Below are 16,973 nucleotides of genomic sequence, written 5' to 3'. Positions count from 1 at the left end.
GGCGAAAGGTGCCCTGCGCGGAAAGCTCGGCCTTAGGCACCCTCCGTGCCGTAACGCGCACGGCCGCACAAGCCCTCTGTGACGCGGTTGACAACCTCAGGCGGATCGGTCGCTCTACCCGCGCATGATCGAGGTCGATTGCCCATCGCCTGCCAAGCCGCGGGTCTCCATCACCTACTGCACGCAGTGCCAGTGGCTCCTGCGGGCGGGATGGATGGCGCAGGAGCTGCTCTCCACCTTCCGCGATGAACTCGGGGAAGTCGCCCTGATCCCCGGGACCGGCGGTATCTTCGTCATCCAATGTGGGGCGGACACCATCTGGGATCGGACCCGCGACGGCGGCTTTCCCGATGTGAAGACGCTGAAGCAGCGCGTGCGCGACCGCCTCGCGCCGGAGCGCGACCTCGGCCATATCGATCGACCATGAGCGCTCCGAGGGGCCAGGATCCGACGCATGAGCTGTCCGGCTGGCGCTGGTGGTGGCGGCATACGCCGCTGTTCCGCGCGCTTGCCCGCATCCGCCAGCGCGGGTTCTCGACCCAGATCTACCTCGTCGCCCTGGTGGTGGCGCTGATCGGGCCAGGATTGATCTTCACCGGGATCCTGCTCGCGCGCTATGCCGCGACGGAGCGGGCCCGGTTCGAGCAGGATGCCCGCGAGACCGTGCGGGGCATCGCGCTGTCGGTGGATCGAGACACCGCCGGCCTCGTCTCGGTGCTCCAGACCCTCGCGACCTCGCCGCGCCTCAAGGATAGCGAGTTCGAGAGCTTCGATGCCCAGGCACGGCTCGTGCGCGATGCCGTCGGTCTCGACCTTCTCCTGCGCCGGCCCGACGGCCAGCAGGTCGTCAACACCGCCGTTCCTCGCGGCGCCCCCCTCCCCCGCAGCAGCTTGCCCTTCGACCGCGAATTGGCCGCGGGCGCGCAACGGGCGATGATTTCCGGCTTCATCAAGGGGATGCTGCCGGATGATGCAACTTACGCGGTCGCGGTTCCGGTGCTGAACGAGGGAAGCGTCAGCCACATCCTGAGCTTCACGGTTCCGATCCGCCGCCTCGAAACCCTGGTGGCGCGGGAAAGCGTCAACGGCTGGTCCACCGGCATCTCGGACCGCGACGGCACCGTCCTGGCGCGCGTCCCGAGGCTGGAGGCCGTGATCGGCAAGCCCCGGCTCCCGACGCTGCGGCAGCATCAGACACCGACGCCGGGCGTCTGGGAGGGCAAGGATCGCCAGATGAAATCCGTCACCGTGGTCGAGGCTCCCTCCCGCCTGACGGGCTGGATGGCGGTCGCGGTGATCCCCCAGACCCTGGTCGAAGCCCGCCTGCGCAACTGGATCTGGGCGTTCCTCGGCTTCGGACTCCTCGTCCTCGCCACGTCGTCGATCCTCGCCGTGCACCTGTGGTCGCGCGTCTCGCAACCGCTGCGCCGGCTGGCGGCCACCGGCCCGGTGCTGGCGCGCGGCGAGGCGATCCCCCGTATCACGTCCCCGATCCACGAGATCCGCCGGCTCGGCGACGTCCTCGCGGATGCATCCCTTCGGCTGCGGACCCGCGCGGAGGAGCGTGACCGGGCGCTCGCGGAGACGCAGCGGGGCTTGAGCGCCCTGCGGGAAAGCGAGGCACGGTTCCGCCACATGGCCGATTCGGCGCCGGCCCTGATCTGGATGACCGACGAGACGGGCCAGATCAGCTTCGCCAACCTGCATTTCGATCACATGTTCGGCGTCGATACGGTCTCGGTGCTGGCGGGCGAGGATTGGAGCCGGATCATCTACCCGGAGGATCTGGAGGGCTTCGCGTCGCTGTTCCGGACGGCCTTCGCGGCGCGCAGGCCCTTCCAGGCCGAGGTCCGCGTGATCGACCGTGACGGGATCGTGCGTTGGCTACGCTGCGAGGGCGTCGCGCGCACCGACGATACCGGGAATTTCCTCGGCTATACCGGGTGCAACGTCGACATCACGGACGCCAAGCGCGCCGCCGAGCACCAGCAGCTGCTGATCCACGAGCTTAATCATCGGGTGAAGAACACCCTGGCGACCGTGCAATCCATCGCGGGCCAGTCCCTGCGCAGGCTGGATGGCCCGGAAGCCTCGGCCGCCCGTGCCGCCTTCGAGGCCCGCCTCCTGGCCCTGGCGCGGGTGCATAATGTGCTGACCCGGGAGAGCTGGGACGGCGCAGAACTCGGCAACGTCGTGGCTGACGCCATCGCCCCCCTCGATGCCGCCGACGGCCAGCGCTCGCGCTTCCTCGTGTCCGGTCCGGCCCTGCGCCTGTCGCCGCGGCTCGCCCTCTCAATCGCCATGGCGCTGCATGAGCTCGGTACCAACGCGGTGAAGTACGGGGCGCTGTCGCAGGAAGGTGGGACCGTCAGCATCACCTGGACGGTGGATCGCGAGCCGAACACCCGCCTGATGCTGCGCTGGTGCGAACATGGTGGCCCGCCCGTCGCGCCGCCGACCCGGACCGGCTTCGGCTCTCGCCTCATCGAGCGAAGCCTCGCGCGGGAACTTGACGGGGAGGTCCAGCTGCTCTTCGCCACGGCCGGAGTGATTTGCACCATCGAGGCTCCGGTTCCGCCGCCGACCCTGCTGGAGCGCAGGGCCGAGATGATCGGTGCTCACGCGGTGCCGCTGTCGCGGACGGCCTGAGCTTCCGTCCGCCGATACCCGGCGGGGCTTCGGGCGAGGGAGATGTCGCGACCGGACGAGACTATCCGAAGGTCTCGGGATCCGGGCCGATCCGGCCATCTGGCCGGTCCAGGGCGGCGAAGGCCTCGTGATCTTCCGTCGTCAGCGTGAAGCCGAACACGTCGTAGTTTTCGCGGATCCGCGCCGACGTCGCCGTCTTGGGGATCACCACCAGGCCGTTCTCGATGTGCCAACGCAGGACCACCTGGGCCGGCGAGCGGCCGTGTCGCTGAGCAATCGCGCTCAGGACCGGGTCGTTCAGTTCCCGGCCCTGACCGAGGGGGCTCCAAGACTCGGTGACGATGCCGTGCCGGGCATGAAACGCGCGCAAGGCCCGCTGCTGGAAATGCGGGTGAAGTTCGACCTGGTTCACGACCGGCACGACGCCGGTCTCTCCGATGATGCGCTCGAGGTGTTCGGGCATGAAATTCGACACACCGATGGATCTCGCCCGTCCCTCCTCCTTCAGGCGGATGAGCGCCCTCCAGGTCTCGCGGTAGCGGCCACGTTCCGGGCAGGGCCAATGAATGAGATAGAGGTCGACATCCTCGAGACCCAGAGCCGTCAGGCTTTCGTCGAACGCCCGCAGCGTCTCATCGAATCCCTGCCGATCGTTCCACACCTTCGTGGTGATGAAGAGGTCGCTGCGAGGCACGACACTGGCGCGCAGCGCTCGTCCGACGCCGCCTTCGTTGCCGTAGATCGCCGCCGCATCAATGGAGCGGTAGCCTACCGCGATGGCCCCGCCGACGATTTCGGGCGCTCGCTCGTCGGCGAGTTGGTAGACGCCGAAACCGAGCTGCGGGATGTGGCTGCCATCGGCCAGGGGAATCAGCGGACTCGGGGTCATCGGTATCGTCACTTCGAACTCCGCCTGGTTTGTGAACTCAACCGTTCGTCCGCAACAACGGTTCGGACGGGAATTCGTCTTCCCGGCCTGCCAGGGTGTAGAGCCGTGCGGCTCTAGCAAGGTCTAGCTGATGCCCAGAGGCGAACACGACGTCGCGCGTCCCGCTCGGCGAGGCTCGTGCTACGGATTGGGATCGACTTAACGTTTTGCAAAATCTGGGAAACCGCATCGATTGAAAAATCGGGAAGCAGAATGTTTCGATAAGGGCCCGTCAGGCAATTTTATTCAAACGATACTTCAATCGCGAGAAAATCTCTTGTCTCACTGAATGATAAAACAACGCTGCCGCGTCCGCCGTCACCGAGCAAATATCCATGACGATACTATCTGTGCAGGGATCATCATGCCGAAGGTCATCTGATCCATAATCGACGCGGAAGGAGCGCCCGAAACTAAGGTTTCTCGGCGCAGGGCTTGGCGTCGTGGAAGATCTATCGGCCGCACAGGGCGTTTCATAAGGGTGCATTAATTCAAGGCAGGTATCGCTGATCCGGACGCTTTTGGGACCGCATTCGATGCTTGGACTTCCTTTCGCCCGATCCGACAAGAAACTGCCTACGCTCGCGGCCGTGTCGGACCCGAACTCGCACCTCGTTGAAGCCCGATTGGCGACGGCCGTCGAGGCCCTCCTGGTCGGTCAGGACCTCTCCGCCGTCGATCTCCCCGAGGGGCCCCTCCGCAAGGCTTTGTCGAACCTGCAGACCGGACGCGAGACCGACCTGTTGCGCAGTCTCGGCAGCACGGCGGCTCTGGCGCGGGAGGCATCCGAGGCCGCGACCAACACGGGCTGGATGACTTACGACGTCGGCGAAGTGGCGCGCGCGACCCAGACCATCGCCGGCGCCGCTGAGGAGATGGCCGCATCGGTCGCCGAGGTCGCGCAGACGTCCGAGACGGTCGTCGCGGTGGCGCAGGACGCGCTGGGCGCCATGCAGACCTGCATCGGCGACGCTCAGCAGGCGCGTTCGGCCATGCATGAGATCGATACGCGAACCGGGCAGATCGTCGATCGGGTCGCGGTCCTCGAGGGCGCGATCGCGCAGATCGAAGTCATGGCCACGGCAATCGCGGCCATTTCCGCACAAACCAATCTGCTTGCCCTGAATGCCACGATCGAGGCGGCCCGTGCCGGCGAGGCGGGGCGGGGTTTCGCGGTCGTCGCCGCCGAGGTCAAGGCGCTCTCGGCGCAAACCGCCAAGTCCACCGGGGAAATCCGGGGTCTACTCAGTACCCTCACCGCCGAGATGGGCGCGATCTCGAACGCTGTCGGGGAGAGCCGCAGCGCTATCGCCACGGGACGGGCGATCGTCGATCACCTCGAACAGCGTATCGGGGATACGAATGCGCGCATCGCTCATGCGAGCGACCTGAACCAGGCCATCTCGCAGATGCTGAGCCAGCAGCGAGCTGCCACCGGGGAAATCTCGACCAGCGTGCAGAGCATCGCGGGGAAGGCGGCCAAGACCCACGAAGAGATCGAGAAGATCACCAACCGGCTGGTTCGGGCCGAAAGCGCCGGCCAGGCCGCTCTGGATTCGGGCGCTCGCCCAGTTCCGGTCTATGCCTTCGTCCGGCTTCCAGCCGATCTCGGCGCGTGGAAACGCAAGCTCGCACGCATCCTCGTCGGTCTGGCGCCGCCGGACACTGCAGTCGCCACACCGACGGGCCGAGCCGGGGACAGCATGAGCACGCGCCTCGCCGGAACGGTCCCCGCCGCCCATCCGGCCTTCGGCCGCTTCGTCGCGGCGGAAACGCGAGCGCTCGCAGAAGCGTCCAAGATGATCGACGCGATCAAGGTCAGCAACTGGGATGTTGGGACGCCCGCCTATCAGGCCGCGGCGGACGCGATGAAGGAGATGCTCTCCTGCGCCAAGGAGATCGTCGGCTGAGTCGAGAGGTTCCGGCTCCGCCCTCTTGTGCGGAGGCGCGCTTCAGGCATCGTCGCGCGAAAGCATTCGCGGAGCCCATGCCACCGTGTTCCCATCTCAGGCTAACGAAACGTCGTCCGATCGCTTCAACGGTGCGCGGCATTGCCTTGCCGAGAACGCCCGCCTCCGGCCGGACAAGGTCGCACTCATCATGGCCGGGGCGGGCGACGATGTCCGCACCCTCACCTTCGCGCAGGCCGACCGGGCCGTCCGAGGTATCGCGGCCGGCCTGACGAATCTTGGCCTCGAACCCGGTTCGCGGGTCATGATCCGCATGGGCAACGAGGCTGATTACGTCCTCGTTTATTTCGGGGCGCTGGCTGCCGGACTCGTCGCCCTGCCCTCCTCGCCACAATTGACGCCGTCGGAGGCCGCCTTCCTCATGGAGAATGCGGGGGCGTCGGTGGTCGTGGTCGGGCAAACGTTGGGGCACGACCGCGCGGGCTTCGGATCGCGCATCGTGCTCGGGCCGGCGGAGATCGCGGCGATGAAAGCGGGCCCTCCGCTGCCCGATTACGCAGAGACCTGCGCCGACGATCCAGCGACCCTGGTCTATACCTCAGGGACCACGAGCCGCCCCAAGGGTGTGTTGCACGCCCATCGGGCGATCCGGGGCAGGCAGCCAATGCACACGCATTGGCTCGGTCTCACCGAGTCCGACGTGATGCTGCATGCCGGCACGATGAACTGGACCTATACCCTCGGGGTCGGCATCACCGATCCCTGGGCATGCGGCGCCACGGCCGTGCTCTATGACGGACCGCGCGATCCGGCGGTCTGGCCGAGCCTGATCGCCCGCCACCGGGCAACGCTGTTCGCCGCCGTGCCGAGCCTTTACCGGCAGATCCTGAAACACGCCGACGTCTCGGCCGACGACCTCGGATCGCTGCGGCACGGCGTGACGGCCGGCGAGGCTCTTTCGCCCGAGCTCCTCGCAGCCTGGCGGCAGGCGACCGGTAAACCCCTCTACGAGGCACTCGGGATGAGCGAGATCTCGACCTACGTGTCGAGCGGTCCGACCAGTCCGGTCCGTCCCGGCTCGCCGGGCAAACCCCAACCGGGGCGGCGGGTGGCGATCCTGCCGGTGGAGGGGCCGCCAGACCCTATGCCCCACGGAGAGGTTGGCCTCCTGGCGGTTCACCGGAGCGAACCGGGGCTGATGCTCGGCTATTGGAACCGGCCGGAGGAAGAAGCGGCGGTGATGCGCGGCGACTGGTTCGTCGGCGGCGACCTCGCGAGCTTGGACATCGAGGGATACCTCACGTTCCATGGCCGCAACGACGACCTCATGAACGCGCTCGGGTACCGGGTCTCGCCCAACGAGGTCGAGGGCGTGCTGATCGGGCACCCCGGCGTGGCCGAGGTCGGCGTCACCGAACTGGCGGTGCGCGCCGACCTGACGCTGATCGCGGCCTTCGTCGTCCGGGCGCCGGAGACGCGGGTGAATGAGGATGCGCTGCTGCAATGGTGCGCGGAACGCCTGGCTGCCTACAAGTGCCCACGTACGGTGCGCTTCGTCGACGCCCTACCCCGAACGCCGAACGGCAAGGTTCAGCGGAAGCGCCTCGTGCAGGCCTGATCATGGTCGCTGCGCGCCTCCGATCCGGCGCAAACCGCTACAATTCCGCGGATGCCGCGAAACGTCGCTTGACCCGCCAACCGCGAAATTCTAGATCGACGCCCTACGGAGACGTGGCCGAGCGGCTGAAGGCACTCGTTTGCTAAATGAGCATACCCCGAAAGGGGTATCGAGGGTTCGAATCCCTCCGTCTCCGCCATTCAAGCATCCAGATCAATCCAATATCGTCCTATGCGTGCCGTCTGCGCTCTTGCGCGGGCCGCCTGGGATGGTCGAACAATCCTATCCGGTCCAACCCAGAGCGATGCAATCGCGCGTCGGTGGTGGGGTCGATGGTGGGGTGCCGTGGCTCGCGAGATCAACCGTCTATCAGCGCGCCGGGTGCAGGCGCTCACAGAGGTAGGGCGACACGCTGACGGCGGCGGCCTGTATCTCGTGGTGGACCCGGGCGGCGGCCGCCGGTGGGTGATGCTCTACCGTATGGCAGGCCGGCGCCGGGAGATGGGGCTGGGTCCGGTGCTGTCCGTCCCGCTCGCCCGCGCGCGCGAGCTTGCCGCCGAGGCACGAACGCTGATCGCTGGTGGGGTAGACCCCATCGAGGCGCGGCGCACCCCACCATCTGAAGCGGCCCCTGCCGCAGTCGTGACCTTCGCCATGGTCGCCGAATCGTACATGGAGGCGCGCGCGGCCTCGTGGAAGAACGCGAAGCACCGGGCCCAATGGCGGCAGACGCTTGAGGTCCACGGAGCGAAGGTCTGGGCAATGCCGGTCGCCGACGTCGACACGACGGCCGTGCTCAGTGTCCTCCAGCCCATCTGGCAGGCCAAGCCTGAGACGGCGAGTCGGCTCCGTGGGCGCATCGAGCGGGTGATGGATGCCGCGCGCGTGGCCGGGCACCGGACCGGCGACAACCCCGCGCGATGGACGGGGCATCTCGACTACATCCTACCGCGCGCCGTGAAGCTCTCCCGCGGGCACCACGCTGCCCTGCCCTACCGCGATCTGCCCGCCTTCATGGCGATGCTCGCCGCGCGCCCCGCCACCTCGGCGCGGGCCCTGGAGATCATTATCCTCACAGCGGGCCGGTCCGGAGAGATCCGAGGCATGACCTGGGGCGAGATCGATTGGGGCTCGGCCGTCTGGACGGTGCCGGCGGCGCGCATGAAGGGCGGGCGGCTGCACCGCGTGCCCTTGTCGGCCGCGGCGCTCGTCCGGCTTCGATCTCAGCACCCCGAAGCGCCCTCCCCCGAGGCCCTGGTCTTCCCGAGCCAGCGAGGGAATCAGCTATCGGACATGGCATTCGAGGCGCTGTACCGCCGCGCCGGCACGACGGAGATCACCACGCACGGGTTCCGATCGACGTTCCGGGATTGGGCCGGCGACGAGACGGATTACCCCCGCGAGGTGATCGAGGCGGCGCTGGCGCACATGCTCGGCGATGAGACCGAACTGGCCTACCGCCGGGGCGACGCTCTGGAGAAGCGGCGTCACCTCATGGACGCCTGGGCGGCGTTCGCCCTCTCGGCGATCGGGGCGCCATCGACATAGGCGACGAGATCGGCATGCCGGATCACCGTCGACCCGCCGAGCTTGCGCGCTACGATCTCCTGCCGGGCGATCAGAGCCCACATCGTTGAGGCGCTGACACCGACGATGCGGGCAGCCTCCGGAATCCGGTAGGCGATGGGCGTTGCGGCCTGTGGCACGACGCTGATTCCCTGCTCCTCGAATGCGACGGTCCGGGACGGCCTACCCACGGCTTTCCTCCTGAGGGCTGGGGGGTTGGGAGGGACGGTAGGCAGCACGCTCGGCGACGAGCGCCTTGAAGCGCTTGGACCGGCGCTGGATCACGCCAAGCTGGCCGATCTCGTTCTTGATGAGCTCGGCCTCAAACAGCGCTGAACGTTCCGTTGCGGCTGCCCGGCTGGTGGGGCCATGGGATGCCTCGTACCGCCTCACCCCGGCTCGGCAGACGGCGATCCGATAGGTCAGGTATTCGAGGACGTCGTTGAACGCCTCGTTGCGCACCGAGCGTCGTTCACGTGCCATCCTGCCCTCCATCGTGAGCGGCGAGAGCCAAGCGGCCGGCGGGCGTGATCGCGTATCCCGATCCGGCCGGGCGCATATCCTCCGTCCAGAGCCCCTGGTGGAACTCGGTCATGCCCTTTCGGGCGAGGTGCCGGACAATTCGGCGGATGCGCGGCCGGGCTACCCCGCTGATCGAGGCGATGGCGTCGAAGGTCAGGCAGTCGAAGTCCTCGCAGGTGTTGGTCCATGCGGTTAGCACCTGCTTGTGCTCGGGGCTCAGCTTCACCCCCTTCGTCTCAGCGGCCATCGGAGGCCTCCGTCTGCACGAGGAGGGCGGTAAGAAGGCTGCCGAGGATGGCGAGGGGTAGCTCTTGAAGCTGGCCGGGCCTGCTGAAATTGCAGTGCCACCCGTAGCGGCGAGAGAGCACGGTCGTTGCCTCTCGAAGGATTTCAGCCCACTGAATGCTTCGTGGCGCGACCCTCTCAGCGAGACCGAGCGCGGCATCTACGGACGATGTGTAGAGGTGCCCATCCTTCGGGTCCCAAGGATTAGCTTCGCCGGGCACGGCGAAGGCTGCGAAGACCTCGTAATCCAGGCGCCGATCAGGCTCCTTGGCTGCCTCCACCTTCCCGAGCAGTTCCGTCAGCTTCTCACGCATGACCGTCCTCCAGGGTATTGGTGGCCGTAGGCTGGGGCGGGGTGTAGTCTCGACCGAGAGCGAAGGTCAGCGCCTCGGCAAGCGACGAACAGCGAGTGACGCCGGGATGGTTCACGAAGCTGAACTCATCGCATCCGACAGCAACGACGTGACGGAAGGCGGACAAGGCGGCGCCTGCCTCAACAAATGCACCTTTCAGAACTTCACCGGGCTCTCTGTAGACGATGGTGTAGTCGGCCGTTGCCGCCTCGGACACGCATCGCCGCCATAGATCCCTGAAGCAAGCCGTCTCGCCTTTGCCAGCCTCATCAATCCACGTTGAGATGATTGGCAGGCCATCAGCGCGAAGCTGCCGCCAAAACGGCGCGTGTGACGTCTTCGACGCCATATAGATGCCACTCATCGTCCGGCCTCCCCCGTCTCGGGCTTCTCCGTCTCGGCCGGGGCGGTGGCGAGGGTCGTGGTCAGGTCCGCGAACTGAGCGAGGAACATCGCTTTGGCCTCGCGCGGCCCCATTGGCGGGATGGGGATGTCCAGCGCCTGCCGGCCGCGCGTGTAGTTCCAGTCGTCCCGGTTGCGCATGAGCTGCTTCTGCTCGGTCGCGAGCATGACGACATCGATCTCCTTGACCTCGGGCGGCATCTTGTGCGGCAGCCCAAACCGCCCGAGGACGGCTCTCTCGACGCGCTCCTCAAGGGCGCGATAGTCCGGTAGGATGTCCTTCAGAGGCTTGGTCACGTCTCCGATAAATGCCTCTGCCGCGTCGTGCATCAGGCCGGCAAAGGCGAAGGCTGGCGGCACATGGTGGGAAACGATGACGCTGTGCTGCGCCACGCTGTAGAAGCGCGAGCACTGACCGGCGAACCGGCACACGTTCGATAGCCCGGTGGCGATATCCTCAATTGTGAAGGTGCTCTCTTCCGGCGCCAGGAAGTCGAAGTAGTTGCCGCTGGCGAGGAGGATGGTCGGGCCGACGATGCGGCGAACGGTCGGGCTCTGCATGATCGCGTTCACTGGGCGGCTCCGTCTGCAATGAGGGCTCTGGCATGCTCCGCGGCATCAGCTGCGGCGCTGGCGGCTCTGTCGTCGCGCCGTTCGCGCGCAGCAGATGCGAGGTTGTCGAAGCGGCTCGCCGCCTCCTCCAGCCCCTTCCGTCTCTCCTCCTCGAACGCGTCCCGTCTTGCCTGCGCCTTGGCTTCTGCGAGGGCGGTGGCGAACTCCTCCTGCGCGATCTCGACGGCTTCCTCGCGGTCGGCTTCGCAGTAAAAGAGCTCTCCGCAATTTGCATTCTCTAGCCGCTGGATCAGTCGCTCAGGAGTGCCGTCCGGTGCGATCTCGTAGGTCTCAGGCATCGGGCGTCTCCTTGGGATTGAGTGCGGCTATCCGGTCTGCGTAGTCGTAGGGGCTACCGTCCGGCAGGATCTGGTTCGCGTCTGCCCTCCGCGCGAAGTGCGCAGCCTGGGCTACATCGGGCGTCCAGACCCACGCGCGACCGCTCCACATGCGATAGCGCCTGTCGGCCCCTCTCTCGTTGTTCGTGATGACCCAGACCTTGGGGCGCGCCGCCTCCATCCGCTCTGCGTCGGCCCGGAGGGTGGCGAGTTCGGCCTCGGCGGTGTCAGCAACGGCCTTCCATTCGTTGCGCTCTCGGATGAACACCCGGCACTCTCCTTCGAGGTGCCTGATCTGGTCCCAGGTGTCACCGATCGGTTCGCGGGCGCGGGCTGTCGCCTCATCCCGCTCGGCCCGGAGGGTGGCGTTCTCCCGCTCCAGGGCTGCGAGCGCCGAGGCGATGAGTGGACAGATGGCGTCGATTACTAGCTCGGCTTTTGCATGCGTGGACCAGCCTCCCGTGCTCACGGGGCGCAAGGCGTCGGCGCCTACTCGAAACATCGCCTCACGCATCGCTTCCGAGACGGTCGGGGACGGCGCGGGCACGTCCTGGGGAGCGGTCATGCGTCGTCCTCGTCGTCGTGATAGAAGCCGATCATCTCGCGGTAGCTCATCTCGCTCAGTGGGAGGGCGTCCGGTCCACAAACACGCGCCGGGTCAGCCGCCTTGCGGTAGGGGCAGCGAGCCTCGTCGCACGTCTCGATCAGCTTGGATTGGCGAAGGCTGACTTCGCAGAGCCCACATTCGGCCGACATCAAACCTCTCCCGTCGTCTGACCCTCAGGGACAGGGTGCGGTGCTGGCGTGGGGGTGATCGTCTCGAAATGCTTCATGACGGCATCCCGGATTTCCTGCGTCGTGAAGCGATCTGATTTGTGCTTCGGCGCTAGGATCTTTGTGCCATCATAAATCGTCGCTAGAACTTCGTAGCCATCCCCCACCGGGGGTGCGGCTCCCGATGCGGTGGGCGGGGACGGGTGGAGGGCGGCGTTTACAGCAGTAACGACAAGCCGTGCTTCAAATTTTGCTCGGTCTACATAATCCTGCTTATACCCCGACAGATGCTTATAGTAGACGATGCGGTCAACCTTGCGTCCATCGGGGCGCATCGGCCCGACCCACAGCATCTCCCCAGTGTCTTCTATCCCCCATCGCGCCTCCCGCTCCGCACCCGCCCGGCTGTCGGGCTCGGTCGAGACTGGCGGCGGGGGTGCGACGCCTCGCTGAAAGCGTTCCCATGCACGAGTTACGATGCGCTTTGTCTCTTCGTCTGCCGGCGGAAGTTCAGCGGGCTCCTCGGAGCGCAGGATGGCTGCAATCGTCATCGCGTAGGAACGGCCGTCGCCTTCCCACAGCCCGGCGATCCCCTCCACTTCATCGGCAGCCTTACTGCGCAATCCGTCGTTCTCGCCCCGGGACGCCTCGTTGCCGGTGGGAGATGGGGCGAGGGCGGCTTCTACAGCGGCCCAATGTCGTCGGATGCTCGGCTTAACGCTCTCCCACTCGCCAAAGGCCGGCTGTTTGTCGGGGCTGCCTTCGTAGTCTTCGACGCTGCGCGCATAAGCGGCGTAGGCAGTACGGCCGGCTTCCAACCCCTCCTGATCGCCCGCCTTGCCCGGGGCGTGTGCTGGGGTGGCAGAGAGGGCGGCGATGGCCCGAAGATGCCCGAGCGTCACCGACGCGCTTCCGGTCCAGCTCCCCGAAGCTGTCCAGATGACGAGGCGGTCGGGAGATATTCTGGAGAGGGTGTCCGTGTCGTTGATCTTGATCGCCTTAGCAATGGCTTCCAGCGCCGCCCGCAGGCCAGGGTCTTGGGTGTGCTGAGACATGGGATTGGCCTCCGGGTCAGGCAGCATCGCGCTTGGCGACAGGCGAAGGGCTGGGGTCACCGCGGCCGAGAATCGCCATGGCTCGAGCGAAGATGCCGGGGCGGGGCGGCGCGGGTGCCGGGACGACCCGGAGATGCGTGACAGGGGCGCGGGGCCGCGCGTGGCCCTCGTCGGACGCGAAGCGACGGAGCAGGCAGACCAGCCGGTGAGCCTCGGCCGTAGCTGCCGCATCGGCGTCCACAGCGGCCACGGCGCGGGCCGTCTCGGGATTGATGGCCTCATCCACCCCGATGCTGTTGGCGAGGCGCCTGCACCGGTCCTGGCGAAGCGCAGCTGCCTCCAAGCCGCCGGCCAGGGCGGCGAGGTCGAATCCTGAGAGATCTGGCGGGTTCAGCATGACGCCATCCCACGGCCGATCTCGATCTGCGCCATGACGCGCTGCCGTCCGGATGGGGTGCCGATGAGCCGGTAGGCCTCGATCAGATCTCGCTCGTCAGGGGTGACCTCGATCAGGGACGGGTCCGCGAACACGGCGGGATCGATGCCAAGGGCCTCGGCGATCTTCTGGCGGCGCCCGAGCGACACGAACTCGTGCCCGCGCTCGTACCGGCTGATCTGGCAGCCGCAGACGCCGATCAACTCGGCCAGTTCGGACTGTAGGATGCCCTTGCGCTTCCGGTGGTGAGCGATGAGGCGACCGACCTCTGGGTCGACGGTCGTGATCCGACAGGTCATGTCAGGCGTCCCTCCGGTAGGTGATGGCGAGCTTGGGAATCGGTGTCGTGGCCCGGCGCTGAGGCGCGAACTTCCGGAAGCCCTGGCTTTGGATCTTCCCAGGGCTCGTGATGCCGAGGCGCGTGTCCTCGAGGCGCTTCGCCTTCGCGATGTCAGCAGCGTCCTGGCGGGTCTTCTCGGTATGGCAGGGGGTGCAGATCACCTGGCAGTTCGACAGGACGGCCTCGCCGCCCATCCAGTCGGTGATGACGTGGTCGTAGGCGAACTTGCCGGGCGTCAGGGCGCAGCCGCACCGCGCTCCCGTGTCGAGGATGAACTCGCAGAGGCCGCCCGAGCGCTTCCACGCCTCACGCCGGACCGGCTTCGAGAACTCTGTGCGGCCGCTCATAGCCGCTCTCCCAGCGCCCGAAGCGCGGTCTCGACGAGGTCACCCGTGGCGGTCGAAAGAGCCGCGTCGGTATCGGGGTCCAGCGCATCGGCGCGGACGGCCTTGAGGGCATCGCGAATCGCCGGGAGGCCGTTGAGCATCTGCGCGAAGGCGGACGCGTCCCGGAGGTTGCCGGGCCAGTCCATCATGAGGTGATGGCGCAGAGGGACACCGAAGCCGATCCAGGCGGTGTCGTCCTCGCGCCGGCCGAACTCCACGGGCAGCGGGAAGCCGCAGATGGTCTCGATCGGCTTGCGGTCGGCCGCGGCCTTCGCCTCGACCTCGTCGCGCAGCGCGTTGACCTCGGCAGCCTCACGGGCGTTCCGGGCCTCGATGACCAGCGCGGCCTGGCGCCCAGCGGGCCGGGTGTTCGCGACGATGACCTCAGCGGGGAGAGGAGCGCGACCAGACCCCTTGCAGGGTCGGCAGCGGCGAGACGTGGAAGGCCCGCGCGTGCCCTTCGTGCGACCGGTGCCGCCGCAGTGGCCGCAGGTCTCTCCGTTCCCGATCAGGTGCTTGTCGTGAAAGACAGGTTCAGCGAGCATCGGTCACTCCGCTGCGAACAGGGTCATGGGGGCCGCAGCGCGGCGGCGATCGATCGTCTCGAAGTCGACCGCGTCCGCGTTGGCGGCGATGAGGGCTTCGGCCATGGGCGGGGAGACGGAGTTCCCGCAGCACGCGCCCTGCTGTTCGAGCGTGAGCGGGATGATCGTGCCGTCTTCCAGCTCGCCGCGATCGATGGTGTAGGTCGGACGAAAGCCCTGGGCGTTGAAGCGCTCGCGCGGCGTCAGCATCCGCATGCCGATGTCCACGATGGCGTAGGGCTGGCCCTGGATCGTCACCGTGACCACGCCGTGCCGCGGCTTGGTCGTGAGGGTGTGCATCGGCTCGTCGGCCGCCTGCGAGGGCTCGCCCGCGCCGTAGTATTTCTGGATGAAGGCGTAGACCGCCGCTGCATGGTTCCCGCCGGCCGAGAAAGTCGGAGCCGGTGCGTCGACCGGCCCGTCCCGGCGGTCCGAGCCGCGCAGGTTCAGCATGTGGGCGGCAACGACGGTCTGATGGCCGCCGCCCGCCGTGATGGTCGACACCGGCTCGCGCACGTCGGCGCCGGCCTTTACCGCTCCGTCTCGCTCGGTGTTGTGCTGCGCCAGGAACGCCGCGACCACGCCGGCCTTGCCCGCCCCGCCGGCCGTGATGGTGCCGACGGGCTGCTGCACGTCCGATCCGACCGACGCGCCGAACTGGCGAGTCATGTGGATGGCTGCGAGGCTCCCCTCGTTGGCGGTCGGGACGACGACGGGGAACGGCTCCTCCAGCGAGCGCGTGCGCGGCTCCTGGCCTGGGCGTTCGCCGTACCGGGGCACGAGGAAGCCTGAGACGATCCCCAGCGGCGCTGCGCCACCTCCATGCGTCTCCGAGGCGTGCGACGTGATCGTGTGCAGCGGTTCGTCGATCAGGTGACCGGTAGCTCCGTGATTGAACTTCGTCACGAACGGCGCGACCACCGTGTTGTGGTCCTTCGGGCTCGCCGTGATGGTGTGCAGCGGCGCCGAGATGTCCCGGCTCGCGCCGCCCTGTTGGGCGTAGGACACGAATGGGGCGACCAGGGCCTCACCTCGCTTGCCGGTGAGGGTCGGGGCCGGCTCATTGACTGCGTGATCCCGACCGCCAGCCCCGCCGCCGTGGTTGATCTGCACGAGGAACGGCTTGGCCGCGTCGAGCACGTACCGCTTCGTGCCCTTGGCGATCCGCGCCATGGTGGCGTCGGCGAGGGGCCGGTTTGCGCGGATGCCATGCTTGGCTTTGATCTCGGCCGAAGTCTCGAAGATCGACGGGCACGGGAGCGACCAGTCGATGATCTCGGCCGCTGTCCGCCAGGGCTTGAGCAGGCCGGCGATGACGCCCGGGTTCGTCGGGCCGCCGTGCGTCGGCGCAGGCCAGACGATCGGCTTGCCGTCGCGCCGGGCAATCAGGAACAGGCGCTTGCGGATCGTCGGCGCACCGTAGTCGCAGGCGCGCAGCTCCTTCCACTCGACCGCGTAGCCCATCGCCTCGAAGGCCTCGACGAAGGACCGGAACGTCGCGCCGCGATGGACAGGGCACGGCCGGCCATCGTCCAGCAGCGGGCCCCAATCCTGGAACTCCTCGACGTTCTCCAGGAACACGATGCGCGGGCGCTGGCGTGCAGGCAGGCTCTTGATCCAGCGCACGCCAACCCAGGCAAGGCCACGGATGGCCTTCTCGCGCGGCTTGCCGCCCTTGGCCTTGCTGAAGTGCTTGCAGTCCGGGCTCATCCAGAGGAGCCCGACGGGACGCCCTGCGCACAGCGAGCGCGCGTCCACGTTCCAGACATCCTCCTCAATGTGATGCGTGTCCGGATGGTTGATCCGGTGCATCGCGAGGGCCTCGCGCGAGTGGTTCATTGCGTAGTCGGGATCGCGTCCAAGCGCGGCGCGGATGCCCTCGGATGCGCCGCCGCCGCCGGCGAAGCTGTCGATGATGAGGGCAGCGCTCATTGCCACACGCTCACGAGCCAGACGGGGCCGACGATGAGGGTGAGCATGAGCGTGCCGCCGAAGATCTGCAGCGTGAGCCGGGTCACATCGAACGGGGCCGGGTTGTCGTTGGCCGGACGGCCAGGGAACGGACGCGAGATCATTGGCCAGGCTCGTCGGTCTGCGGTTGTGGGAGAGAGACCTCGTCGGCGCGGTAGGCGTGCGCGAGCGAGGCGAGGACCAGCCAGGAGACGCCGGTCAGGAAGCCGATTCCGATGGTGACGGCGGCCAGGGTGCTCATGGC

The 16,973-nt window shown here is 67.4% G+C and carries 23 protein-coding genes and 1 tRNA gene; 6 read left to right on the top strand and 18 right to left on the bottom strand.

What is annotated here, in order from left to right; translation table 11 throughout:
- Positions 1 to 124 precede the first annotated feature (124 nt).
- The gene (locus OF380_RS15990) at positions 125 to 427 is read left to right on the top strand and encodes a SelT/SelW/SelH family protein (RefSeq protein ID WP_264045638.1); all 303 of its coding nucleotides are present in this window, start codon (positions 125 to 127) and stop codon (positions 425 to 427) included.
- Positions 424 to 2,649, top strand: a complete 2,226-nt coding sequence (locus OF380_RS15985; protein WP_264045636.1) for a sensor histidine kinase — start codon at positions 424 to 426, stop codon at positions 2,647 to 2,649. The genes OF380_RS15990 and OF380_RS15985 overlap by 4 nt, the downstream gene beginning before the upstream one ends.
- Positions 2,650 to 2,710: 61 nt before the next feature.
- Here the strand turns inward: OF380_RS15985 and OF380_RS15980 are convergent, their stop codons facing one another.
- Positions 2,711 to 3,538, bottom strand: a complete 828-nt coding sequence (locus OF380_RS15980; RefSeq protein ID WP_264051351.1) for an aldo/keto reductase — start codon at positions 3,536 to 3,538, stop codon at positions 2,711 to 2,713.
- A gap of 746 nt (positions 3,539 to 4,284) precedes the next feature.
- On the opposite strand from OF380_RS15980, the gene OF380_RS15975 reads away from it, so the two are divergent.
- The 4 genes from OF380_RS15975 to OF380_RS15960 all read left to right on the top strand — a co-directional run bounded on the left by OF380_RS15975 (position 4,285) and on the right by OF380_RS15960 (position 8,653).
- The gene (locus tag OF380_RS15975; RefSeq protein ID WP_264045634.1) at positions 4,285 to 5,487 is read left to right on the top strand and encodes a methyl-accepting chemotaxis protein; all 1,203 of its coding nucleotides are present in this window, start codon (positions 4,285 to 4,287) and stop codon (positions 5,485 to 5,487) included.
- 85 nt (positions 5,488 to 5,572) lie between these two features.
- Positions 5,573 to 7,105: a class I adenylate-forming enzyme family protein gene (locus tag OF380_RS15970; RefSeq protein WP_264045632.1), complete on the top strand. Its 1,533-nt coding sequence runs from the start codon at positions 5,573 to 5,575 to the stop codon at positions 7,103 to 7,105.
- 107 nt (positions 7,106 to 7,212) lie between these two features.
- Positions 7,213 to 7,304 (top strand) — tRNA-Ser (locus tag OF380_RS15965).
- 146 nt (positions 7,305 to 7,450) lie between these two features.
- On the top strand, positions 7,451 to 8,653 hold the full coding sequence (locus OF380_RS15960) for a tyrosine-type recombinase/integrase (RefSeq protein WP_264045630.1): 1,203 nt from the start codon (positions 7,451 to 7,453) through the stop codon (positions 8,651 to 8,653).
- On the opposite strand, the gene OF380_RS15955 is transcribed toward OF380_RS15960, so the two are convergent.
- Genes OF380_RS15955 through OF380_RS15875 form a run of 17 tightly spaced genes read right to left on the bottom strand, consistent with a single transcriptional unit; the run spans position 8,593 to position 16,970 of the window.
- The gene (locus OF380_RS15955) at positions 8,593 to 8,862 is read right to left on the bottom strand and encodes a helix-turn-helix domain-containing protein (RefSeq protein ID WP_264045628.1); all 270 of its coding nucleotides are present in this window, start codon (positions 8,860 to 8,862) and stop codon (positions 8,593 to 8,595) included. The two genes, OF380_RS15960 and OF380_RS15955, sit on opposite strands and share 61 nt — an antisense overlap.
- Entirely contained in the window at positions 8,855 to 9,154 is a 300-nt protein-coding gene (locus OF380_RS15950) for a hypothetical protein (RefSeq protein ID WP_264045626.1), read from the bottom strand. Before OF380_RS15950 ends, OF380_RS15955 begins: the two co-directional genes overlap by 8 nt.
- Complete coding sequence (locus OF380_RS15945; RefSeq protein ID WP_264045624.1) at positions 9,144 to 9,440, bottom strand: helix-turn-helix domain-containing protein; 297 nt, start codon at positions 9,438 to 9,440, stop codon at positions 9,144 to 9,146. Before OF380_RS15945 ends, OF380_RS15950 begins: the two co-directional genes overlap by 11 nt.
- Positions 9,430 to 9,792, bottom strand: coding sequence for a hypothetical protein (locus OF380_RS15940; protein WP_264045623.1), 363 nt, complete (start codon positions 9,790 to 9,792; stop codon positions 9,430 to 9,432). Before OF380_RS15940 ends, OF380_RS15945 begins: the two co-directional genes overlap by 11 nt.
- Complete coding sequence (locus OF380_RS15935) at positions 9,785 to 10,195, bottom strand: hypothetical protein (RefSeq protein WP_264045622.1); 411 nt, start codon at positions 10,193 to 10,195, stop codon at positions 9,785 to 9,787. The genes OF380_RS15940 and OF380_RS15935 overlap by 8 nt, the downstream gene beginning before the upstream one ends.
- Positions 10,192 to 10,794 (bottom strand): metal-dependent phosphohydrolase, encoded by a 603-nt coding sequence (locus OF380_RS15930; protein WP_264045620.1) that lies wholly within the window; start codon positions 10,792 to 10,794, stop codon positions 10,192 to 10,194. The genes OF380_RS15935 and OF380_RS15930 overlap by 4 nt, the downstream gene beginning before the upstream one ends.
- An 8-nt stretch (positions 10,795 to 10,802) precedes the next feature.
- Entirely contained in the window at positions 10,803 to 11,144 is a 342-nt protein-coding gene (locus OF380_RS15925) for a hypothetical protein (protein ID WP_264045617.1), read from the bottom strand.
- Positions 11,137 to 11,748 carry a hypothetical protein gene (locus OF380_RS15920; protein ID WP_264045615.1) on the bottom strand — a complete coding sequence of 204 codons (612 nt, stop codon included), beginning with the start codon at positions 11,746 to 11,748 and terminating at the stop codon, positions 11,137 to 11,139. The genes OF380_RS15925 and OF380_RS15920 overlap by 8 nt, the downstream gene beginning before the upstream one ends.
- On the bottom strand, positions 11,745 to 11,939 hold the full coding sequence (locus OF380_RS15915) for a hypothetical protein (RefSeq protein WP_264045613.1): 195 nt from the start codon (positions 11,937 to 11,939) through the stop codon (positions 11,745 to 11,747). The genes OF380_RS15920 and OF380_RS15915 overlap by 4 nt, the downstream gene beginning before the upstream one ends.
- Positions 11,939 to 13,012, bottom strand: a complete 1,074-nt coding sequence (locus OF380_RS15910; RefSeq protein WP_264045611.1) for a hypothetical protein — start codon at positions 13,010 to 13,012, stop codon at positions 11,939 to 11,941. The genes OF380_RS15915 and OF380_RS15910 overlap by 1 nt, the downstream gene beginning before the upstream one ends.
- 16 nt (positions 13,013 to 13,028) lie before the next feature.
- Positions 13,029 to 13,409 (bottom strand): hypothetical protein, encoded by a 381-nt coding sequence (locus tag OF380_RS15905; RefSeq protein WP_264045610.1) that lies wholly within the window; start codon positions 13,407 to 13,409, stop codon positions 13,029 to 13,031.
- Positions 13,403 to 13,747 (bottom strand): helix-turn-helix domain-containing protein, encoded by a 345-nt coding sequence (locus OF380_RS15900; RefSeq protein ID WP_264045609.1) that lies wholly within the window; start codon positions 13,745 to 13,747, stop codon positions 13,403 to 13,405. Before OF380_RS15900 ends, OF380_RS15905 begins: the two co-directional genes overlap by 7 nt.
- Position 13,748: 1 nt before the next feature.
- The gene (locus tag OF380_RS15895) at positions 13,749 to 14,135 is read right to left on the bottom strand and encodes an HNH endonuclease signature motif containing protein (protein WP_264045607.1); all 387 of its coding nucleotides are present in this window, start codon (positions 14,133 to 14,135) and stop codon (positions 13,749 to 13,751) included.
- Positions 14,132 to 14,719, bottom strand: coding sequence for a zinc finger-like domain-containing protein (locus tag OF380_RS15890; protein WP_264045605.1), 588 nt, complete (start codon positions 14,717 to 14,719; stop codon positions 14,132 to 14,134). Before OF380_RS15890 ends, OF380_RS15895 begins: the two co-directional genes overlap by 4 nt.
- A gap of 3 nt (positions 14,720 to 14,722) precedes the next feature.
- The gene (locus OF380_RS15885; protein WP_264045603.1) at positions 14,723 to 16,690 is read right to left on the bottom strand and encodes a DNA cytosine methyltransferase; all 1,968 of its coding nucleotides are present in this window, start codon (positions 16,688 to 16,690) and stop codon (positions 14,723 to 14,725) included.
- Positions 16,687 to 16,833 (bottom strand): hypothetical protein, encoded by a 147-nt coding sequence (locus OF380_RS15880; protein ID WP_264045601.1) that lies wholly within the window; start codon positions 16,831 to 16,833, stop codon positions 16,687 to 16,689. The genes OF380_RS15885 and OF380_RS15880 overlap by 4 nt, the downstream gene beginning before the upstream one ends.
- Complete coding sequence (locus OF380_RS15875; RefSeq protein WP_264045599.1) at positions 16,830 to 16,970, bottom strand: hypothetical protein; 141 nt, start codon at positions 16,968 to 16,970, stop codon at positions 16,830 to 16,832. Before OF380_RS15875 ends, OF380_RS15880 begins: the two co-directional genes overlap by 4 nt.
- Positions 16,971 to 16,973 lie beyond the last annotated feature (3 nt).

This window comes from Methylobacterium sp. FF17, assembly GCF_025813715.1.
Classification (GTDB): Bacteria; Pseudomonadota; Alphaproteobacteria; order Rhizobiales; family Beijerinckiaceae; genus Methylobacterium; species Methylobacterium flocculans.
The sequence above is the reverse complement of the archived record's forward strand: the minus strand, read 5'-3'. Positions and strand labels throughout refer to the sequence as shown.